At 64.7% G+C, this 18990-nt stretch carries 20 protein-coding genes and 1 tRNA gene; 18 read left to right on the top strand and 3 right to left on the bottom strand.

The window, feature by feature from the left end:
* Positions 1-2: 2 nt before the first annotated feature.
* Complete coding sequence (locus DFR31_RS03730; protein ID WP_121441299.1) at positions 3-785, bottom strand: ABC transporter permease; 783 nt, start codon at positions 783-785, stop codon at positions 3-5.
* On the bottom strand, positions 778-1710 hold the full coding sequence (locus tag DFR31_RS03725; RefSeq protein WP_121441298.1) for an ABC transporter ATP-binding protein: 933 nt from the start codon (positions 1708-1710) through the stop codon (positions 778-780). The genes DFR31_RS03730 and DFR31_RS03725 overlap by 8 nt, the downstream gene beginning before the upstream one ends.
* Positions 1711-1951: 241 nt before the next feature.
* Here DFR31_RS03725 and carA point away from each other — a divergent pair, with 241 nt between their 5' ends.
* The 4 genes from carA to DFR31_RS03705 all read left to right on the top strand — a co-directional run bounded on the left by carA (position 1952) and on the right by DFR31_RS03705 (position 7355).
* Positions 1952-3088: a glutamine-hydrolyzing carbamoyl-phosphate synthase small subunit gene (gene carA, locus DFR31_RS03720; RefSeq protein WP_121441297.1), complete on the top strand. Its 1137-nt coding sequence runs from the start codon at positions 1952-1954 to the stop codon at positions 3086-3088.
* 52 nt (positions 3089-3140) lie between these two features.
* Positions 3141-6362 (top strand): carbamoyl-phosphate synthase large subunit, encoded by a 3222-nt coding sequence (gene carB / locus DFR31_RS03715; protein ID WP_121441296.1) that lies wholly within the window; start codon positions 3141-3143, stop codon positions 6360-6362.
* Positions 6359-6835 carry a transcription elongation factor GreA gene (gene greA / locus DFR31_RS03710; protein WP_121441295.1) on the top strand — a complete coding sequence of 159 codons (477 nt, stop codon included), beginning with the start codon at positions 6359-6361 and terminating at the stop codon, positions 6833-6835. The genes carB and greA overlap by 4 nt, the downstream gene beginning before the upstream one ends.
* A gap of 61 nt (positions 6836-6896) precedes the next feature.
* Complete coding sequence (locus DFR31_RS03705) at positions 6897-7355, top strand: DUF4149 domain-containing protein (RefSeq protein ID WP_170153585.1); 459 nt, start codon at positions 6897-6899, stop codon at positions 7353-7355.
* Here the strand turns inward: DFR31_RS03705 and yhbY are convergent.
* On the bottom strand, positions 7342-7644 hold the full coding sequence (gene yhbY / locus DFR31_RS03700) for a ribosome assembly RNA-binding protein YhbY (protein WP_121441293.1): 303 nt from the start codon (positions 7642-7644) through the stop codon (positions 7342-7344). The genes DFR31_RS03705 and yhbY overlap by 14 nt on opposite strands.
* A gap of 17 nt (positions 7645-7661) precedes the next feature.
* On the opposite strand from yhbY, the gene DFR31_RS03695 reads away from it, so the two are divergent.
* The 14 genes from DFR31_RS03695 to nuoF all read left to right on the top strand — a co-directional run bounded on the left by DFR31_RS03695 (position 7662) and on the right by nuoF (position 18988).
* Positions 7662-7940, top strand: coding sequence for a hypothetical protein (locus DFR31_RS03695; protein WP_121441292.1), 279 nt, complete (start codon positions 7662-7664; stop codon positions 7938-7940).
* Positions 7927-8556, top strand: coding sequence for a 23S rRNA (uridine(2552)-2'-O)-methyltransferase RlmE (rlmE, locus tag DFR31_RS03690; RefSeq protein WP_121441291.1), 630 nt, complete (start codon positions 7927-7929; stop codon positions 8554-8556). Before DFR31_RS03695 ends, rlmE begins: the two co-directional genes overlap by 14 nt.
* Positions 8557-8637: 81 nt before the next feature.
* Positions 8638-10578: an ATP-dependent zinc metalloprotease FtsH gene (ftsH, locus tag DFR31_RS03685; protein WP_121441290.1), complete on the top strand. Its 1941-nt coding sequence runs from the start codon at positions 8638-8640 to the stop codon at positions 10576-10578.
* Positions 10578-11471, top strand: a complete 894-nt coding sequence (gene folP, locus DFR31_RS03680; RefSeq protein WP_121441289.1) for a dihydropteroate synthase — start codon at positions 10578-10580, stop codon at positions 11469-11471. The genes ftsH and folP overlap by 1 nt, the downstream gene beginning before the upstream one ends.
* Before the next feature lie 4 nt (positions 11472-11475).
* On the top strand, positions 11476-12831 hold the full coding sequence (gene glmM, locus DFR31_RS03675) for a phosphoglucosamine mutase (RefSeq protein ID WP_121441288.1): 1356 nt from the start codon (positions 11476-11478) through the stop codon (positions 12829-12831).
* A gap of 65 nt (positions 12832-12896) precedes the next feature.
* Positions 12897-13649: a triose-phosphate isomerase gene (tpiA, locus tag DFR31_RS03670; protein WP_121441287.1), complete on the top strand. Its 753-nt coding sequence runs from the start codon at positions 12897-12899 to the stop codon at positions 13647-13649.
* 48 nt (positions 13650-13697) lie between these two features.
* Positions 13698-14054: a preprotein translocase subunit SecG gene (gene secG / locus DFR31_RS03665; RefSeq protein ID WP_121441286.1), complete on the top strand. Its 357-nt coding sequence runs from the start codon at positions 13698-13700 to the stop codon at positions 14052-14054.
* Between the two features lie 110 nt (positions 14055-14164).
* Positions 14165-14249: transfer RNA gene (locus DFR31_RS03660), tRNA-Leu, on the top strand.
* Positions 14250-14386: 137 nt separating this feature from the next.
* Entirely contained in the window at positions 14387-14743 is a 357-nt protein-coding gene (locus DFR31_RS03655; protein WP_121441285.1) for an NADH-quinone oxidoreductase subunit A, read from the top strand.
* Positions 14734-15210: a NuoB/complex I 20 kDa subunit family protein gene (locus DFR31_RS03650; protein ID WP_121441284.1), complete on the top strand. Its 477-nt coding sequence runs from the start codon at positions 14734-14736 to the stop codon at positions 15208-15210. The genes DFR31_RS03655 and DFR31_RS03650 overlap by 10 nt, the downstream gene beginning before the upstream one ends.
* A gap of 10 nt (positions 15211-15220) precedes the next feature.
* On the top strand, positions 15221-15964 hold the full coding sequence (locus DFR31_RS03645; protein ID WP_121441283.1) for an NADH-quinone oxidoreductase subunit C: 744 nt from the start codon (positions 15221-15223) through the stop codon (positions 15962-15964).
* A complete protein-coding gene (locus DFR31_RS03640) occupies positions 15957-17210 on the top strand; it encodes an NADH-quinone oxidoreductase subunit D (RefSeq protein WP_121441282.1) in 1254 nt (417 codons plus the stop codon). Before DFR31_RS03645 ends, DFR31_RS03640 begins: the two co-directional genes overlap by 8 nt.
* A complete protein-coding gene (nuoE, locus tag DFR31_RS03635; protein WP_121441281.1) occupies positions 17207-17707 on the top strand; it encodes an NADH-quinone oxidoreductase subunit NuoE in 501 nt (166 codons plus the stop codon). The genes DFR31_RS03640 and nuoE overlap by 4 nt, the downstream gene beginning before the upstream one ends.
* Before the next feature lie 3 nt (positions 17708-17710).
* Entirely contained in the window at positions 17711-18988 is a 1278-nt protein-coding gene (gene nuoF, locus DFR31_RS03630) for an NADH-quinone oxidoreductase subunit NuoF (RefSeq protein WP_121441280.1), read from the top strand.
* The last annotated feature ends 2 nt before the right edge of the window (positions 18989-18990 follow it).

The raw sequence follows: 18990 nt of genomic DNA, 5'->3' as shown, positions 1-18990 counted from the left end.
CATCAGCTCCTCAGCCCGGTGCCGCGGTGCAATAACCACAGGCTAATACTTCCGAGGAGCACGATGAACCCCAGGATCAGGCTGTAGGCGGTGATGATGTGGATATCGGATTGCCCCAATATGCCGTAGCGGAAGGCATTGACCATATGCAGTATGGGGTTCGCCATGGAGACTCCCTGCCAGAAATCGGGGAGCAGGGTGATGGAATAGAACACGCCACCGAGGTAGGTCAGGGGGGTCAGGATAAAGGTCGGCACCAGCGCAATATCGTCGAACTTGCGCGCAAATACTGCGTTGATGAACCCGCCGAGCGAGAACAGCACGGCCGTCAGAAAGACCACCGATATGGTAATGAACAGGTTGTGGATCGGCAGGCGGGTGAAAAACAGGGCAACGATGGTCACGATGAGCCCCGTGAGCAGTCCGCGGCCCACCCCGCCGGCCACGTAACCGAGCAAAATGATGTAATTCGGCGTGGGTGAGACCAGCACTTCCTCGATGTGGTGCTGAAACTTGGCCCCGAAGAAGGAGGAGACCACGTTGGAGTAACTGTTCGTGATCACGGCCATCATGATGATCCCCGGCGCGATGTACTCCATGTAGGAATACCCCTCCATGGGACCGATGCGCGGGCCAATCAGATTGCCGAAGATCACGAAATAGAGCGTCATCGTGATCGCCGGTGGCACCAGGGTTTGCACCCAGATGCGCAGGTACCGGTGCGTTTCCTTCCAGGCGAGGGTCTGCAGCGAGATCAGTGAACGCGAGAATTGCGAGCTATGCACCTTGGTGCTCCTCCTTCTGCACCAGCCGGACAAAGGTCTCTTCCAGCCGGTTGGCCTTGTTCTTCATGCTGGCCACGCGGATGCCCGCCTCATCGAGCTGGGCGAACAATTCCGTCAGGTTGTTGTGGCGGTCCACCTCTACCTCGAGGGTGTGGTCATCGAGCGTTTTCAACCGGTAGCCGCCGCTCACCTCCGGCAGGTGGTCCGGCGGCGCGACCAGGTCGAGAATGAACGTGTGCGTGGAGAGGCTACGTAGCAGGGTGCGCACATCCGTGTTTTCGATGATGCGCCCGCCATCGATGATCGCCAGGTTCCGGCAGAGGCTCTCCGCCTCCTCCAGGTAGTGGGTGGTCAGGATGATCGTGACCCCCTCGTCATTGATGTAGCGCAAAAAGTCCCACATGGAGCGGCGCAGTTCGATATCCACCCCGGCGGTGGGCTCGTCCAGGATAAGCAGCCCCGGCTCGTGGACCAGGGCGCGGGCAATCATCAGGCGGCGCTTCATGCCGCCGGAGAGGTTGCGCGACACCGTGTTCCGCTTGTCCCACAGGCCGAGCGCCTTGAGGTACTTCTCGGCGCGGCCGCGGGCCTGGCGCCGCGGCACGCCGTAATAGCCCGCCTGGTTGAGCAGGATCTGCTCAACGGTCTCGAAGTTGTTGAAGTTGAACTCCTGCGGCACGAGCCCCAGGTTGCATTTCGCCCCCCAGGGATCGCGGTCCAGGTCGTGGCCGAATACACGGACCTGGCCGGTGCTTTTTCGGACCAGCGAGCTGACAATGCCGATGAGCGTGGACTTGCCGGCACCGTTGGGTCCGAGCAGGCCAAAGAATTCGCCCTTGCTGACGTTCAGGTTGATATCGCTGAGCGCGACGGTGCCATCGTCGTAGGTCTTGCTAATGCGGCTAAGGGAAAGAGCGGTCATGATTCCCCTTGGGTGATCGGGTGGGTGGCCGGGGCGGCCGGCCTATCCGGGCCAAACGCTCTATCTTACATGAGCCCCGGGCCCATGCGGCGGTGAGGCCGGCTCGGCCAGCGGCTGGGCGCAATGGTTGGACATGCCGCGTCAGGTAGCGGTAAAATTCCCGCCACATCGGACTGTAGTCATCGTGAGCGGGAGGGCATCCAAGGATTCCCTCCCGTTTTTGCGCGCGCAACCAGGAGGTCTCTTGAGCAAGCCCGCTATTCTCGTTCTGGAGGACGGCACGGTTTTTCGCGGCCGGTCCATCGGGGTGGACGGCCTGGTGACCGGCGAGGTGGTGTTCAATACCGCCATGACCGGCTATCAGGAGATCGCCACCGACCCTTCTTACACGCGTCAGATCGTCACCCTGACCTATCCCCACATCGGTAACACCGGCACCAACGACGTGGACCCGGAAAGCGCCGGCGCGCGCCTGTCGGGCTTGGTGGTCCGCGACGTCCCTCCGAGGATCAGCAACTGGCGGGCCAACAGCGACCTTCCCGGCTGGCTGGCGGAGCACGGGGTGGTCGGGATCGCCGGCATCGATACCCGGAAGCTCACCCGCATTCTGCGGGAGCAGGGCAGCAAGAACGGCTGCCTGATGGCCGGCGAGGTGGACGAGGACAAGGCGCTGGCCGCCGCCCGGGAGTTCCCGGGGCTGAAGGGCATGGACCTGGCCTCTGACGCGGGTACCGATGCGCCCTACGAGTGGCGCCGGACCAGCTGGACGCTGGATCACGGCACGGTGGATGCCGGTGACGGCCCGGCGGACCGCTTCCACGTGGTGGCCTGGGACTACGGCATCAAGCACAACATCCTGCGCATGCTGGCCGATCGCGGCTGCCGGGTGACGGTAGTGCCGCCGCGCACGTCGGCCAGCGAAGTGCTGGGCATGAACCCGGACGGGGTGTTCCTGTCCAACGGGCCCGGCGACCCGGAGCCGCTGGACTACGCGATCGAAGCCATCCGCCAGGTGGTGGATTCAGGTATGCCCACCTTCGGTATTTGCCTGGGGCACCAGCTGCTGGGTCTGGCCAGCGGCGCGCAGTCGGTGAAGATGAAGTTCGGCCACCACGGTGCCAACCACCCGGTGCAGGACCTGGACACCGGCCGGGTGATGATCTCCAGCCAGAACCACGGTTTCGCGGTGGACGAGGACAGCCTGCCCGATAACCTGCGCGCCACCCACCGCTCGCTGTTCGACGGTTCCCTGCAGGGGGTGCACCGTACCGACCGGCCGGCCTTCAGCTTCCAGGGTCATCCGGAGGCGGGGCCCGGCCCGCGGGACGTTCAACCCCTGTTCGATCACTTTATCGAATTGATGGCGGCCGGGCGCAGCTGATGCACCCGGTCAACCAACCCCATTCGCTCACCCAAGGCTGAGACTGCGCGGCATGCCCAAGCGTACCGATATCAAGAGCATCGTCATCATCGGCGCCGGTCCCATCGTGATCGGCCAGGCCTGTGAATTCGACTACTCCGGCGCCCAGGCCTGCAAGGCCCTGCGCGAGGAGGGTTACCGGGTCATCCTGATTAACTCCAACCCGGCCACCATCATGACCGACCCCGAGACGGCGGACGCGGTCTACATCGAGCCCATCGAGTGGCAGACGGTGGCGCGTATCCTCGAAAAGGAGCGGCCTGACGCGGTGCTGCCCACCATGGGGGGGCAGACGGCGCTCAACTGCGCGCTGGATCTCTCCCGTGAGGGCGTGCTGGACCGGCTGGGCATCGAGATGATCGGTGCCAACAAGGAGGCCATCGATATGGCGGAGGATCGCGAGTCCTTCCGCGAGGCGATGGCCCGTATTGGCCTGGAGACGGCCCGCGCCGAGATCGCTCACTCCATGGAGGAGGCCCTGGATGCGCAGAAGCGCATCGGCTTCCCGACCATCATTCGGCCCTCGTTCACCCTGGGCGGCTCCGGCGGTGGTATTGCCTACAACCGCGAGGAGTTCGTCGAGATCTGCGAGCGCGGCCTCGACCTGTCGCCGACCAACGAGCTGCTCATCGAGGAGTCGGTGCTGGGTTGGAAGGAGTACGAGACCGAGGTGGTGCGCGACAAGGCGGACAACTGCATCATCATCTGCTTCATCGAGAACCTGGACCCGATGGGCGTCCATACCGGTGACTCCATCACGGTGGCGCCGGCGCAGACGCTCACCGACAAGGAATACCAGATCATGCGCGACGCCTCTCTCGCCGTGCTGCGGGAGATCGGCGTGGAGACGGGCGGCTCCAACGTGCAGTTCGCCATCAACCCGGAAGACGGGCGCATGGTGGTGATCGAGATGAACCCCCGGGTGTCGCGCTCCTCGGCGCTTGCCTCCAAGGCCACCGGCTTCCCCATCGCCAAGGTGGCCGCCAAGCTGGCCGTGGGCTATACGCTGGATGAACTGCGCAACGAGATCACCGGTGGGGCCACCCCGGCCTCCTTCGAGCCGACCATCGACTACGTGGTCACCAAGATCCCGCGCTTCACCTTCGAAAAGTTCCCCAAGGCTCCGGCGCGGCTGACCACGCAGATGAAGTCGGTGGGCGAGGTGATGGCCATCGGCCGGACCTTCCAGGAGTCGCTGCAGAAGGCCCTGCGCGGTCTGGAGAATGACTTGGTCGGGCTCGACGAGCGGGTGGACCTGGCCGCCGACGGGGCCAACGACCTGATCCGCCAGGAATTGCGCCAGCCCTCGCCCGAGCGGCTGTTGTACGTGGCCGACGCCTTCCGGGCCGGCTTCACGCTGGAGCAGCTGTTCGACCTGACCTGGATCGACCCCTGGTTCCTGGCCCAGCTGGAGGACCTGGTGGCGGTGGAGCAGGCGCTGCGCAACGGCGGGCTCAAGTCGCTGGACCGGGATCGACTGTTCGAGCTGAAGCAAAAGGGCTTCTCCGACAGCCGGCTGGCCAAGCTGCTGGGCGTGCGCGAGGCGGACGTGCGTGCCCGCCGCCAGCAGCTGGAGGTGCGCCCGGTGTTCAAGCGGGCAGACTCCTGTGCCGCGGAGTTTGCCTCGGCCACCGCCTACATGTATTCCACCTACGAGGAGGAGTGCGAGGCGGAGCCGACGGACAAGCGCAAGATCATGGTGCTCGGTGGCGGCCCGAACCGTATCGGGCAGGGCATCGAGTTCGATTACTGCTGTGTGCACGCGGCCTTCGCCATGCGTGACGACGGCTACGAGACCATCATGGTCAACTGCAACCCGGAAACGGTGTCCACCGACTACGATACCTCCGACCGGCTGTACTTCGAGCCGCTGACCCTGGAGGACGTGCTCGCCATCGTCGAGATTGAGCGGCCCGAGGGGATCATCGTGCAGTACGGCGGGCAGACCCCGCTCAAACTGGCCCGTGACCTGGAAGCGGCCGGTGCCCCCATCATCGGTACCACCCCCGACTCCATTGACCTGGCCGAGGACCGCGAGCGCTTCCAGGGCCTGATCAACAAGCTCGAGCTGAAGCAGCCGCCGAACCGGACCGCTCGCAGCGCCGACCAGGCCTTGCGCCTGGCCGCCGAGATCGGCTACCCGCTGGTGGTGCGCCCCTCCTACGTGCTGGGCGGCCGCGCCATGGACATCGTCTATGGCGAGGATGAGCTGATGCAGTACATGCACGAGGCCGTGCGGGTCTCCAACGACTCGCCGGTGCTGCTCGACCGCTTCCTCGACGATGCGGTCGAGGTGGACGTGGACGCCATCTGCGACGGTGAGCAGGTGCTGATCGGGGGCATCATGGAGCACATCGAACAGGCGGGCGTGCACTCCGGCGACTCCGCCTGCTCCCTGCCCCCCTACACCCTGGCGCCGGACGTTCAGGACCGGCTGCGCGAGGAGACCCGGGCGCTGGCGCTGGAACTCGGCGTGGTGGGGCTGATGAACATCCAGTTCGCTATCAAGGGCAGCGACGTCTACCTTCTGGAGGTGAACCCCCGCGCCTCGCGCACCGTGCCTTACGTCTCCAAGGCGATCGGGACGCCGCTGGCCAAGGTGGCAGCCCGCTGCATGGCCGGCCAGACCCTGGCCGAGCAGGGGGTGACCCACGAGGTGATCCCGGCCTACTACTCCGTGAAGGAGGCCGTGTTCCCCTTCATCAAGTTCCCGGGCGTGGACCCGATCCTGGGGCCGGAGATGAAATCGACCGGCGAGGTCATGGGTATCGGCCGGAGCTTCGGCGAGGCGTACGCCAAGTCGCAGGTTGCGGCCAGCGTCAGGCTGCCGCGTGGCGGGCGCTGCTTCATCAGCGTGCGCGACGTGGACAAGGCCGGTGCCATCGACGTGGCCCGGGAGCTGATCCGCAAGGGCTTCAGCCTGGTCGCCACCCGCGGTACCGCCGCGGCGCTGAGTGAGGCCGGTGTCGAGTGTGACGAGATCAACAAGGTGCTCGAGGGGCGCCCGCACATCGTCGACGCCATCAAGAACGACGAGATCGATCTGATCGTGAACACCACGGAGGGGCGTCAGGCCATAGCCGACTCCTACTCCATTCGCCGGGAGGCCCTGCAGCACAAGGTGTGTTACACCACGACCCTCAACGGGGCACGGGCAACGCTGATGGCGCTGGACTACCTGGACGCCGCCGACGTTAACCGTCTGCAGGATCTGCACAGGGAGGCAACCGCATGAGCAAGATTCCGTTGACCGCACGGGGCGCGGAGAAGCTGCGCGAGGAGTTGCAGCGCCTGAAGAGCGAGGAGCGCCCCCGCATCATCCAGGCCATCGCCGAGGCCCGTGAGCATGGCGACCTGAAGGAAAACGCCGAGTATCACGCGGCCCGTGAGCAGCAGAGCTTTGTCGAGGGGCGGATCAAGGAGATCGAGGGCAAGCTCTCCAATGCCCAGGTCATTGATCCGGCCACCGTTAACGCTGAGGGCAAGGTGATCTTCGGCGCCACCGTCGATCTGATGGACGAGGACACCGGCAAGGAGGTGACCTACCAGATCGTTGGCGAGGACGAGGCGGACATCAAGCAGGGGCTGATCTCTGTCAACTCCCCCATCGCCCGTGCCCTGATCGGCAAGGAGGAGGGCGATCTGGCAACGGTGCAGGCGCCCGGCGGGGACCGCGAATACGAGATCGTCGAGGTGCGCTATTCCTGATCGAAAGGGACGGCCTACCGGTGTCGGGGTCTTCCGGCCCCTACTGCCGCTGCTCCGGCCGGTGGAATGGCTGCTGCTGGTGCTCTGGGCCGGTAGCCTTTGGACGGTGGGTTACGTGGTGGTGCCCGGCCTTTTCGAGACCCTTGACGAGGTCACGGCGGGTGAGGTGGCCGGCGAGATCCTAAGCCGGATCAACACCATTGGAATGGCCTGCCTTGTTGCGCTGTTGCTAGGGCAGTTGATCCGGCGGGTGCGGCCCTGGGCCACCCACTGGCGGTTCTGGTTGATTCTTGGGGTGCTGGCACTGACTGCGTTTGCCGAGTTCGTGCTCGCGGCGCAGATGGCGGAGGTGAAGGCGGCCGGCGACGCCGATACTGATGTGTTCGCCTCGCTGCACCGTACGGCCGCCTCCATCTACCTGGTGCAGAGCGTGATTGCCTTCGTGCTGGTGCTCGCGGGCACCGGGCCGGCACCGTGGCCCGTCGACGAGTCGTCGGGCCCGGCGGTCAGGGCAGACTGATCCGCTTGCCGGGCTTGCGCTCGGGGTTGGGGCGGTAGAGCACGGCGACCTGTCCGACCTTCTGCACCAGTTCTGCGCCGGTCTCGTCGCAGACCTGCTCGATCGTCGGTTGCCGCTCCTCACGCTCCAGGCCCACCAGCTTTACCTTGATCAGCTCGTGGGAGGTCAGCGCCAGCTCGATTTCGGCCATCACGGCCTCGGTGAGCCCGGCGTTGCCGGTACGTACCACCGGTTTCAGATCGTGGGCCAGGCGCCGCAGGTGGCGACGCTGGGACTCGTTGAGCCGCATTGAGGAACTCCTGAAATATGTCGGATAGCGATGGGCGCGAAAGACTACCACGCCGGCTGCTCCTGCGCACGGATAGCGGGCCGCTGAGCGGGGTCAAGCTGGAGCTGGGCGTTATCACGCTGCTGGCGCTGTGCGCGGCGCTGGTGGTGGTGGCCACCGACCTGGGGCTGCTGGCGGACCTGGCCATTTTGCTGACCGTTGGCGCCGGCGGTGGGGGCTGGCTGGCCTGGCGTACCCGACAGGTGGTCCGGGCCCATGAGCAGGATGAGCAGGAGCGCGACGATGGGGCGTCGTAAACGCACGGCGAGCAGCCGCCGCTGGTTGAGCGAGCACCACGGTGATCATTGGGTGCAGCAGGCCCAGAAGGCCGGCTACCGGTCACGGGCAGCGTTCAAGCTTCTGGAAATACAGGAGAAGGACCGGTTGATCCGTCCCGGGATGACGGTTGTGGACCTGGGGGCGGCCCCCGGTGGCTGGTGCCAGGTGGCGGCCGAGCTGGTGGGCGAGCGGGGCGCCGTTTTCGCCCTCGATATCCTGCCCATGGACGCGCTCCCGGGGGTGCACTTCATCGAGGGGGATTTCACCGAGGACGGCCCCCTGAAGGCGCTTTTGCAGGCGCTCGACGGCCGGCCGGTGGATGTCGTGCTCTCCGACATGGCGCCCAACCTGTCAGGCGTGAAGGCGGTGGATCAGCCGGCGGCCATGTACCTGGCGGAACTTGCTCTTGATTTCGCGGGTCAAGTATTAAAGCCCGGTGGTGATTTCCTCACCAAGGTGTTCCATGGCGAGGGGCTGGATGACTATCGGCGCGATCTGCAGACTCAATTCAGTAAATTGCTCACCCGAAAGCCACGCGCCTCGCGTGCCCGCAGCCGGGAGTCCTACCTGCTGGCCCGTGGATTCGGTCTGTAGTAGGGTTCTATGGATTGCATTCAGCTCACTGAAGGCCGGCCCGCCGGGTCGGTCCCACGAAAGTGAAGGAGAGGTCGGCCCGTGAATGACATGGCCAAAAATCTGATCCTCTGGATCATCATCGCTGTGGTCCTGATGTCCGTGTTCAGTAATTTCCAGGAACGCGGCACCGCAGGCCCGGAGCAGATGAAATACTCCGAGTTCCTCCGCAGCGTGGAGGCCGGGCAGGTGCGCGAGGTCATGATCCAGGGCGACAAGATCACCGTGGAGCGTGCCGACGGGAGCCAGGCCCACACTTACAACCCCGAGTCGGATAACCGGGCGCTGATCGGTACCCTGCTGGAACACGACGTCACCATCGATGCCCGCGAGCCGGAAGGCCGCAGCATGCTGGTGCAGATTCTGATCTCCTGGTTCCCGTTCCTGCTCCTGATCGCCGTCTGGATCTACTTCATGCGCCAGATGCAGGGCGGTGGGGCTGGCCGTGGTGCCATGTCCTTCGGCAAGAGCAAGGCCAAGCTCATGACCGAGGAGCAGAGCAAGGTCACCTTCAGCGACGTGGCCGGCTGCGACGAGGCCAAGGACGACGTGGCGGAGCTGGTCGACTTCCTGCGTGATCCGTCCAAGTTCCAGCGCCTCGGCGGCACGATCCCCCGCGGTGTGCTGATGGTGGGCCCGCCCGGCACCGGTAAGACCCTGTTGGCTAAGGCCATCGCCGGCGAGGCCAAGGTACCCTTCTTCAGCATTTCCGGCTCCGACTTCGTCGAGATGTTCGTGGGTGTCGGTGCCTCCCGCGTCCGCGACATGTTCAGTCAGGCCAAGAAGCACAGCCCCTGCATCATCTTCATCGACGAGATCGACGCGGTGGGTCGCCAGCGCGGTGCCGGCCTGGGTGGTGGTCACGATGAGCGTGAGCAGACCCTGAACCAGCTCCTTGTGGAGATGGACGGTTTTGAGGGCAACGAGGGGGTGATTGTCATCGCCGCCACCAACCGCCCCGACGTCCTTGACCCGGCACTGCTGCGCCCCGGGCGGTTCGACCGTCAGGTGGTCGTGCCGCTGCCCGACGTCCGCGGCCGGGAGCACATCCTCAAGGTGCACATGAAGAAAGTGCCCCTGGACGATGACGTGACGCCCGAGATTCTGGCCCGCGGCACCCCCGGCTTCTCCGGCGCTGATCTGGCCAACCTGGTCAATGAGGCCGCGCTGTTCGCCGCCCGTGCCAACAAGCGGTTGGTAGACCAGGAAGACTTCGAGCAGGCGAAGGACAAGATCATGATGGGCTCCGAACGGAAGTCCATGGTGATGAAAGAGGAAGAAAAGAAGCTCACCGCCTATCACGAGGCCGGCCACGCCATCGTCGGGCTGGTGACCCCGGATCACGATCCGGTGCACAAGGTCACGATCATCCCCCGCGGGCGTGCCCTGGGCGTGACCATGTTCCTCCCCGAAGAGGACCGTTACAGTTACACCAAACAGCGGCTGAACAGCATGATTGCCAGCCTGTTTGGTGGCCGTATCGCCGAGGAGATCATCTTCGGGCATAACTACGTCACCACCGGTGCGTCCAACGACATTCAGCGGGCCACGGATATTGCCCGCAGCATGGTGACCAAGTGGGGCCTTTCTGCCCGCCTCGGGCCGTTGGCTTACGGGGACGAGGAGGGCGAGGTATTCCTCGGCCATTCCGTGACCCAGCACAAGGATGTCTCCGAGGAGACCCAGCACGCCATCGACGAGGAGGTGCGCGCCATCATTGACGCCAACTACTCGGCGGCTGAGGTGATCATCAAGGACCACATGGACCAGCTGCACGTGATGGCCGATGCGCTGATGCGGTACGAGACCATCGACCGGGCGCAGATCGACGACATCATGGCGGGCCGGGATCCGCGCCCGCCGAAGGGCTGGTCCGGCCCCTCCGGCGGTGGCGACGGTGACGATCGTGCTGCCGGTGAGAAGGCGGGCAAGGACGACCGTGACGAGGGTCGTATCGGCGGCCCCGCCACCACCGAGAACTGATGGCGGTTCCACCCGAGCAGGCCCAGGCGCAGCAACTGCGCCTGGGCCGGCACGTTCTACCCCTGTCGCGCCCCTTGGTCATGGGGGTGCTCAATGTCACCCCCGACTCCTTTTCGGACGGGGGTGCGTTTGTTTCCCCTGAGACAGCCATTCGCCAGGCCCAGCGCCTGGTGGCGGAGGGGGCCGACATCATCGACATTGGCGGTGAGTCGACCCGACCCGGCTCGCAGCCGGTGTCTGTCCAGGAGGAGCTTGATCGAGTCTTGCCGGTGCTTGAGGCCGTCAGCACCCGGCTGGACGTGCCCGTCTCCGTCGATACCTGCAAGCCTGCTGTCATGTCCGCCGCGGCCAGTGCCGGCGCCGGGCTGCTCAACGATGTCTACGGGTTGCGCGCCGAGGGCGCGGTCCAGGCAGCGGCGGCCACCGGGCTGCCGGTGTGCGTGATGCATATGAAGGGGGAGCCGCGGACCATGCAGCACGACCCGCGCTATGCCGAGGTGGTTGATGAGGTGCGCGAGTTTCTGCTGGAACGGGTCCGCGCCTGTGAAGCGGCGGGTATCCCGCGTGAGCGACTGATCTTGGACCCGGGCTTTGGGTTCGGAAAAACCCTGGACCATAATTACCGCCTGTTGGGGCGGCTGGACGAGATCACCGGGCTGGGCATGCCAGTGCTGGTCGGCATGTCGCGAAAGTCGATGCTTGGTGGGGTAACCGGGCGGCCCTTGGACCAGCGGCTCGCGGGCGGTCTGGCCGCCGCCGTGGTCGCGGTCACCCGGGGGGCGCGTATCGTTCGCGCACACGACGTGGCCCCGATGGTGGATGCCCTGCGGGTGGCCGGCGCCGCGTTGGATGCAGCCGCGGGACGGACGGTGGAGGCACGGGAGAGGCCCTGAAGCAATGAAAAAACAGTATTTCGGCACCGATGGCATCCGTGGGACCGTCGGTGAGCTGCCTATTACTCCGGATTTCATGCTGAAGCTGGGCTGGGCCGCCGGGCGAGTCCTGGCCCGCAGCGGACAGTCCTCGGTGCTGGTGGGCAAGGATACCCGCATCTCCGGCTACATGCTGGAATCCGCCCTGGAGTCCGGCTTCTCCGCGGCCGGGGTGGACGTCAAGCTGCTGGGCCCGATGCCGACCCCGGCGATTGCCTACTTGACGCGGACGCTGCGGGCCGCGGCCGGGGTGGTGATCAGCGCGTCCCACAACCCGCACGAGGACAACGGCATCAAGTTTTTCTCGGACGACGGCGAGAAACTGGACGATGCCACGGAATTGGCCATCGAGGCGGAGTTGGCCCAGGCTCTGAAGCCCGTTCGCTCTGCCGAGCTTGGCAAGGCATCGCGGATTAGTGACGCCCCCGGCCGCTACATCGAATTCTGCAAACGCGCTTTCCCGTATGAGCTCAGCCTGCGCGGCGTTCGGCTGGTGGTGGATTGCGCCAACGGTGCGACGTATCACGTGGCGCCGGCGGTGTTCCACGAGCTGGGCGCGGAAGTGGTCACCCTGGCGGATGAGCCAGACGGGCTGAATATCAATGCCGGGTGCGGTTCCTTGCACCCGGAGCGCCTGCAGGCGGCGGTACGCGAGCATCAGGCCGACGCCGGCATCGCCTTCGACGGCGATGGCGACCGGGTGATCATGGTGGACCACCGCGGCGAGGTCATTGACGGGGACGGGCTGCTCTATATCATCGCCCGCCAGCGGGTGGCCAACGGCGGCCTCGCCGGGCCGGTGGTCGGGACCGTGATGAGCAACCTGGGCCTTGAACAGGGCATCGACCGCCTGGGCCTGGCGTTCCTGCGGGCCAAGGTCGGGGACCGCTATGTCATGGAGGCCCTTCGCCGCGAGGGAGGGGTGCTCGGCGGCGAGTCCTCCGGCCACCTCATCTGCCTGGACCGGACCACTACCGGGGACGGTATCGTTTCGGCCCTCCAGGTGCTGGAGGCGATGGCGGCGCAGCAGCGCAGTCTCGCCGACCTGGCGGATGGGATGGAGCGCCTGCCGCAGGTAATGGTCAACGTGCCCATCACCCGGGGCGTGCCGGTGCACGACCATCAGCAGGTGTCTGAAGCGGTGGCGGCCACCGAGGCCCAGCTTGCCGGGCGGGGCCGCGTCCTGCTGCGGCCCTCCGGTACCGAACCGGTGCTGCGCGTGATGGTGGAGGGCCCGGACGAGGCGGAGGTGACCCAGGCCGCTAATGCCCTGGCCGATGTGGTCCGTGATGTGCATGCCAGCATCAACACCGCCCGCTAAATTGACCCCTTTCCAGCCCGACGGTATTCTTCCGGGCGGTTAAGACCCAAGGCAAGGAGTAGGCCATGCGTAAGCCAATGGTGGCTGGGAACTGGAAAATGAACGGCTCGCTCGCGCTCGTCGCACAGGTGGGCGAGGCGTTGAGTGACCTGGACGCGCCGGACGTCGACGTAATCGTCTGTCCGCCGTTCCCCTATGTCGGCCCGCTGCGCCGGACCCTGCCTGATACCTCCCCGGTGGGCGTTGGCGGTCAGGATGTCTCCGCCCAGGATAGTGGTGCGTTTACCGGTGAGGTGGCCGGATCGATGCTCGCCGAGATGGGGTGCTCCCACGTCGTTGTCGGGCATTCCGAGCGGCGCGCCCTGCACGGTGAGACGGATGCACTGATCGCGGAAAAGGTTCAGGCAGCGCTGCGTGCGGGTCTGACGCCAATAGTATGTGTTGGCGAGACGCTGGAAGAGCGGGACGCCGACCGCACCGAGGCTGTGCTCGGTGCCCAGGTGGACGCCATCCTGGCGCTCGGCGCCTTCGTGGTGGAGAAGCTGGTCATCGCCTACGAACCGGTCTGGGCCATCGGCACCGGTCGGACGGCGGCCCCGGAGCAGGCTCAAGCGGTCCATCAGTTCATCCGGGCGCGTGTTGCGGCCGCGTTGGGCGACGACGTGGCGCAGAACCTCGTGCTCCTTTACGGCGGCAGCGTGAAGCCCGCGAACGCCGCCGAGCTTTTTGCCTGCGAGGACGTCGACGGCGGGCTCATCGGCGGGGCAGCGCTCGATCCCGCGGCATTCCTGGATATTGTTGCGGCAGCGCGCACTTAGCGTTTGCCGTTCACCCCTAGCTAGTAACCCAATCGTACAAGAGGCCCCATGTTTCAGATTCTGCTCGCTATACACGTCATTATCGCTGTCGTGCTCGTCGTCCTGGTCCTGCTTCAGCAAGGCAAGGGTGCCGATATGGGCGCGGCTTTCGGTAGCGGGGCCTCTTCCACGGTGTTCGGTTCCCGCGGCGCCGGTAGCTTCCTGTCCCGGGTGACCACCGGGCTGGCCATTGCATTTTTCGGCACTAGTCTGGCGCTGGCTATCCTTGCCGCCCGCGGTACCGACGCCCCGGCCAGCCTGCTCGAGCGTGAGCAGGACGTCGAGGAGACAGTGCCGCCGGCTGCGGATGAGCCGGAGGCCCCCGAGGTCGACGACGAGCTGCCTCCGCCGCCTGCCGAGGAGTGATCCCGGCGGGCGTTTTTCGTTGAGATCGCGGGGCCGAACTGGTAGACTTTACCCCGCTTTCAACGAGCACCACTTGGCCCCCTGATGGGCCAAGAACCACCAAAGAATTTGCCGATGTGGTGGAACTGGTAGACACGCTGTCTTGAGGGGGCAGTGGCGAAAGCCGTGCCGGTTCGAGTCCGGCCATCGGCACCATATACAAGCAATAAAAAGAACAGAGTCCCGGCCACCGCCCGCTGCGGGCGAACAACCAATACCGGTCGGGGAGCAGCCCCAGGGTGGCCGGCCTCGCAAGGGGCCGGTCGGGGCAACCAGCAGAGAGGCGAGTCTAGATGCTGGAAAACTATCTGCCCATTCTGGTCTTCATCATCTTTGGGCTTTTATTCGGGATGGTCTTTCTGGTTGCAGGGTTCCTCCTGGCGCCCTCTAAGCCGGATGCGGAGAAGCTCTCCCCCTACGAATGCGGTTTTGAGGCATTCGAAGATTCGCGCATGAAATTCGATGTGCGTTATTACTTGGTGGCCATCCTGTTCATTATCTTCGATCTGGAGATTGCCTTCCTTTTCCCGTGGGCGATCGTTCTGGACGATATCGGCATGTTCGGCATCCTGTCGATGGCGCTGTTCATCGGCCTGCTGCTGATCGGCTTCCTCTATGAGTGGAAGAAGGGGGCGCTGGAATGGGAGTAGAAGGCCTGCTCGAGAAGGGCTTTGTCACCACTTCGGCTGACAAGGTTATCAACTGGGCCCGCACCGGCTCCTTGTGGCCGATGACCTTCGGTCTGGCGTGCTGCGCGGTGGAGATGATGCACGCTGGCGCGGCCCGCTACGACATGGACCGGTTCGGCGTAATCTTCCGGCCCAGTCCGCGCCAGTCCGATGTCATGGTGGTGGCCGGTACCCTCTGCAACAAGATGGCGCCAGCGCTGCGCAAGGTTTACGACCAGATGCCGGAGCCCCGTTGGGTGATCTCCATGGGTTCCTGCGCCAACGGCGGCGGCTACTACCATTACTCCTATTCTGTAGTGCGCGGTTGTGACCGGGTGGTCCCGGTGGACGTCTATGTCCCGGGTTGCCCGCCCACGGCCGAGGCCCTGCTCTGGGGCATCATTGCGCTGCAGAAGAAGATTCGCACCACGAACACCATCGCCCGCTAAGGGGAGTCGGATGGCCAAGAAGCTGGAAAAACTCCAGGCCGCGGTACAGGAGCGGCTCGGGGAAAGATTGCGAGATTCCGCGCTCGATGCTGATCGCAACGAGCTGTCCATTGAGGTCGCTCCGGCGGACCTGCACGACGCGATGACCACGCTGCGGGACGCCGAAGGGCTGCGTTTCGACATGCTGATGGATATCGCAGGTGTCGACTACGCGGCCTGGGGCGAAGACGAGTGGTTTACGGACACGGCCGAGGGCACCGGCTTTAGCCGCGGTGTTGCCGGCAATAACTTCGCCCGCCTCGGTATCACCGGCATCTACGGCGTTCAGGAGATCAGCGAGAATACCGGGCGTCGGTTTGCATCCGTCTATCAGCTGCTCTCCGTGGAGCTGAATCACCGCTTGAGGGTTCGCTGTTTCTGCGAAGACGACCGCTTCCCAGTGCTCGACTCGGTCGTGGACATCTGGAACGGGGCGAACTGGTTCGAGCGCGAGGCCTTCGACCTCTACGGCATCATCTACGACGGCCACCCCGACCTGCGACGCATCCTCACCGACTACGGCTTTGTCGGCCACCCCTTCCGCAAAGATTTCCCGCTCATTGGCAACGTTGAAGTCCGCTACGACGAACAGAAACGCCGGGTGGTCTACGAGCCGGTGAGTATCGAGCCGCGGGTCCTCGTGCCGCGGGTGGTGCGCGAGGACAACCGCTATGCCGATCGCAAGCACCGGGAGGAGGGTGCCAGCGATGCCTGAGTTCAAGAGCTACACCGTTAACTTCGGTCCCCAGCACCCTGCCGCCCACGGCGTGTTGCGGATGGTGCTGGAGATGGAGGGTGAGACCGTCCGCCGTGCCGACCCGCACATTGGGCTGCTCCACCGCGCCACCGAGAAGCTGGCCGAGTCCAAGCCCTACAACCAGTCCATCGGCTACATGGATCGGCTGGACTACGTGTCCATGATGTGCAACGAGCACGCTTACGTCATGGCCATCGAGAAGCTGCTCGGCATCGAGGCGCCCATCCGCGCCCAGTACATCCGGGTGATGTTCGACGAGATCACACGGATCCTGAACCACCTCATGTGGCTGGGCGCGCACGGGCTGGATGTCGGCGCGATGACCGCCTTCCTCTATTGCTTCCGCGAGCGCGAAGACCTGATGGACTGCTATGAAGCGGTCAGCGGCGCCCGCATGCACGCGGCCTACTACCGTCCGGGGGGCGTCTACCGCGACCTGCCGGACAGCATGCCGAAATACGAGCCCAACAAGTTCCGGAGCAAGAAAGAACTCGAGCTCATGAACGCGGCGCGGCAGGGTTCGATGCTGGACTTCATCGAGGAGTTCACCCAGCGTTTCCCGGCGTGTGTCGATGAGTACGAGACTCTGCTCACGGAGAACCGGATCTGGCGCCAGCGCCTGGTCGATGTCGGCGTGGTGTCGCCGGAGCGCGCGCTGCAACTTGGTTTCAGCGGCCCGATGCTGCGTGGCTCCGGGATCGAGTGGGATCTGCGTAAAAAGCAGCCCTACGAGGTCTACGACCAGGTGGAATTCGATATCCCGGTGGGCACCAACGGTGACTGCTACGACCGCTACCTGGTGCGAATCGAAGAGATGCGCCAGTCCAACCACATCATCAAGCAGTGTGTGGATTGGCTGCGACAGAACCCCGGCCCGGTGATGATCGACGACTACAAGGTCGCGCCGCCGACCCGGGAGCAGATGAAGGACGACATGGAGTCCCTCATCCACCACTTCAAGCTCTTTACTGAGGGCTACACCACCCCGCCCGGCGAGGTCTACGCTGCGGTGGAGGCCCCGAAGGGTGAGTTCGGCTGCTACATGATCTCTGATGGCGCCAACAAGCCCTACCGGGTGAAGCTGCGGGCGCCCGGGTTCGCCCATCTGTCCGCCATGGACGAGATGGCACGCGGGCACATGCTGGCCGACGTGGTGGCCATCATCGGTACACAGGACATCGTTTTTGGGGAGATTGACCGTTGAGCAGCGGGCTTGCAGAACAGTTGCTGACGCCCGAAATGCGGGCGGAGATTGACCACTGGTTGACCAAATATCCCGACGACCAGAAGCAGTCGGCGGTAATCCCGGCGCTGCACGTGGTCCAGGACAACACCGGTGGTTGGTTGCGGCGTGAGTACATGGATGCCGTCGCGGAATACCTGGAGATGGATCCGGTGGCCGTCTACGAGGTCGCTACCTTCTACTCCATGTTCGACCTGGAGCCGGTGGGCCGCCACAAGGTGAACATCTGCACCAACATCTGCTGCTGGCTGAAGGGCGCCGAGGATATCGTCGCCTATACCGAGAAGAAACTGGGTATCAAGCTCGGTGAGACCACGGCCGATGATCGGATCACCCTCAAGATCGAAGAGGAGTGTCTCGCCGCCTGCACGGGGGCGCCGATGATGGTGGTTGACGGCCATTACTACACCGATCTGACCCCCGAGAAGATCGATCAGATTCTCGACGCGCTGGAGTAAAGCATGGCCAATCAGGTGTGTCTGACCACGCTGGACAAGGAAACCCCCTGGAGCCTGGAGACCTACCGGGCAATGGGTGGTTACCAGGCCTGGGAGAAGATTCTCAAGGAGAACACCCCCCAGGAAGAGATCATCGAGACGGTCAAGAAGGCCAACCTGCGCGGTCGTGGTGGCGCGGGCTTCCCTGCCGGCGTCAAATGGAGCTTCATGCCCCGCAATGCGCCGGGCCAGAAGTACATCGTCTGTAACTCGGATGAATCCGAGCCGGGGACCTGCAAGGATCGCGATATCCTGCGCTTCAACCCCCACGCGCTGGTCGAGGGCATGGCCATTGCCGGGTACGCCATGGGTGCCACGGTCGGTTACAACTACCTGCGCGGCGAGTTCCACCATGAGCCGTTCGAGCGCATCGAGCAGGCCGTGCGGGAGGCCCGCGAGGCGGGGCTGCTCGGCCGTAACATCATGGGCTCGGGTATCGACTTTGAACTGCACAATCACATTGGCGCTGGCGCCTACATCTGTGGCGAGGAATCGGCGCTGATGGAATCCCTGGAAGGGAAGAAGGGGCAGCCGCGCTACAAGCCGCCATTCCCCGCCCAGGTGGGTGTCTACGGCCGGCCGACCACCATCAACAACACCGAGACCCTGTCCTCCGTGCCGTCGATCATGCGCAACGGCCCGGACTGGTTCCTGGAGTTGGGCAAGCCGAACAACGGCGGCGAAAAGATCTTCTGCGTCTCCGGGCACGTGGAAAAGCCGGGCAACTTCGAGATCCCGTTGGGTACTCCCTTCAAGGATCTGCTGGAAATGGCCGGCGGCGTGCGCGGTGGCCGCAAGCTCAAGGCCGTCATCCCGGGCGGCTCCTCCATGCCGGTGGTGCCGGGTGAGGTGATGCTGCAGTCCACCATGGACTACGACGGGCTGGCGGAAATCGGGTCTGCCCTTGGCTCCGGCGGCGTCATCGTCATGGACGAGACCACCGATATGGTCAAGGCCATTCTGAGGATCTCCCGGTTCTACTTCGCCGAGTCCTGTGGCCAGTGCACCCCCTGCCGGGAGGGCACTGGCTGGATGCAGCGGGTGCTGCGCCGCATCGTCGAGGGCAAGGGCCGGCACGAAGATATCGAACTGCTGGAAGCGGCCGCCGGCCAGATAGCGGGTCACACCATCTGCGCCTTCGGTGAGGCGGCAGCCTGGCCGGTGCAGAGCTTCCTCAAGCACTTCCGTCACGAGTTCGAATACTACGTGGAACACAAGCGTTCCATGGTGGAGGCCGCCTGAGC

The organism is Alkalispirillum mobile (assembly GCF_003664325.1).
Lineage (GTDB): Bacteria > Pseudomonadota > Gammaproteobacteria > Nitrococcales > Halorhodospiraceae > Alkalilimnicola > Alkalilimnicola mobilis.
Note: the sequence above shows the minus strand (reverse complement) of the source record. Positions and strands in the feature narration are given on the sequence as shown.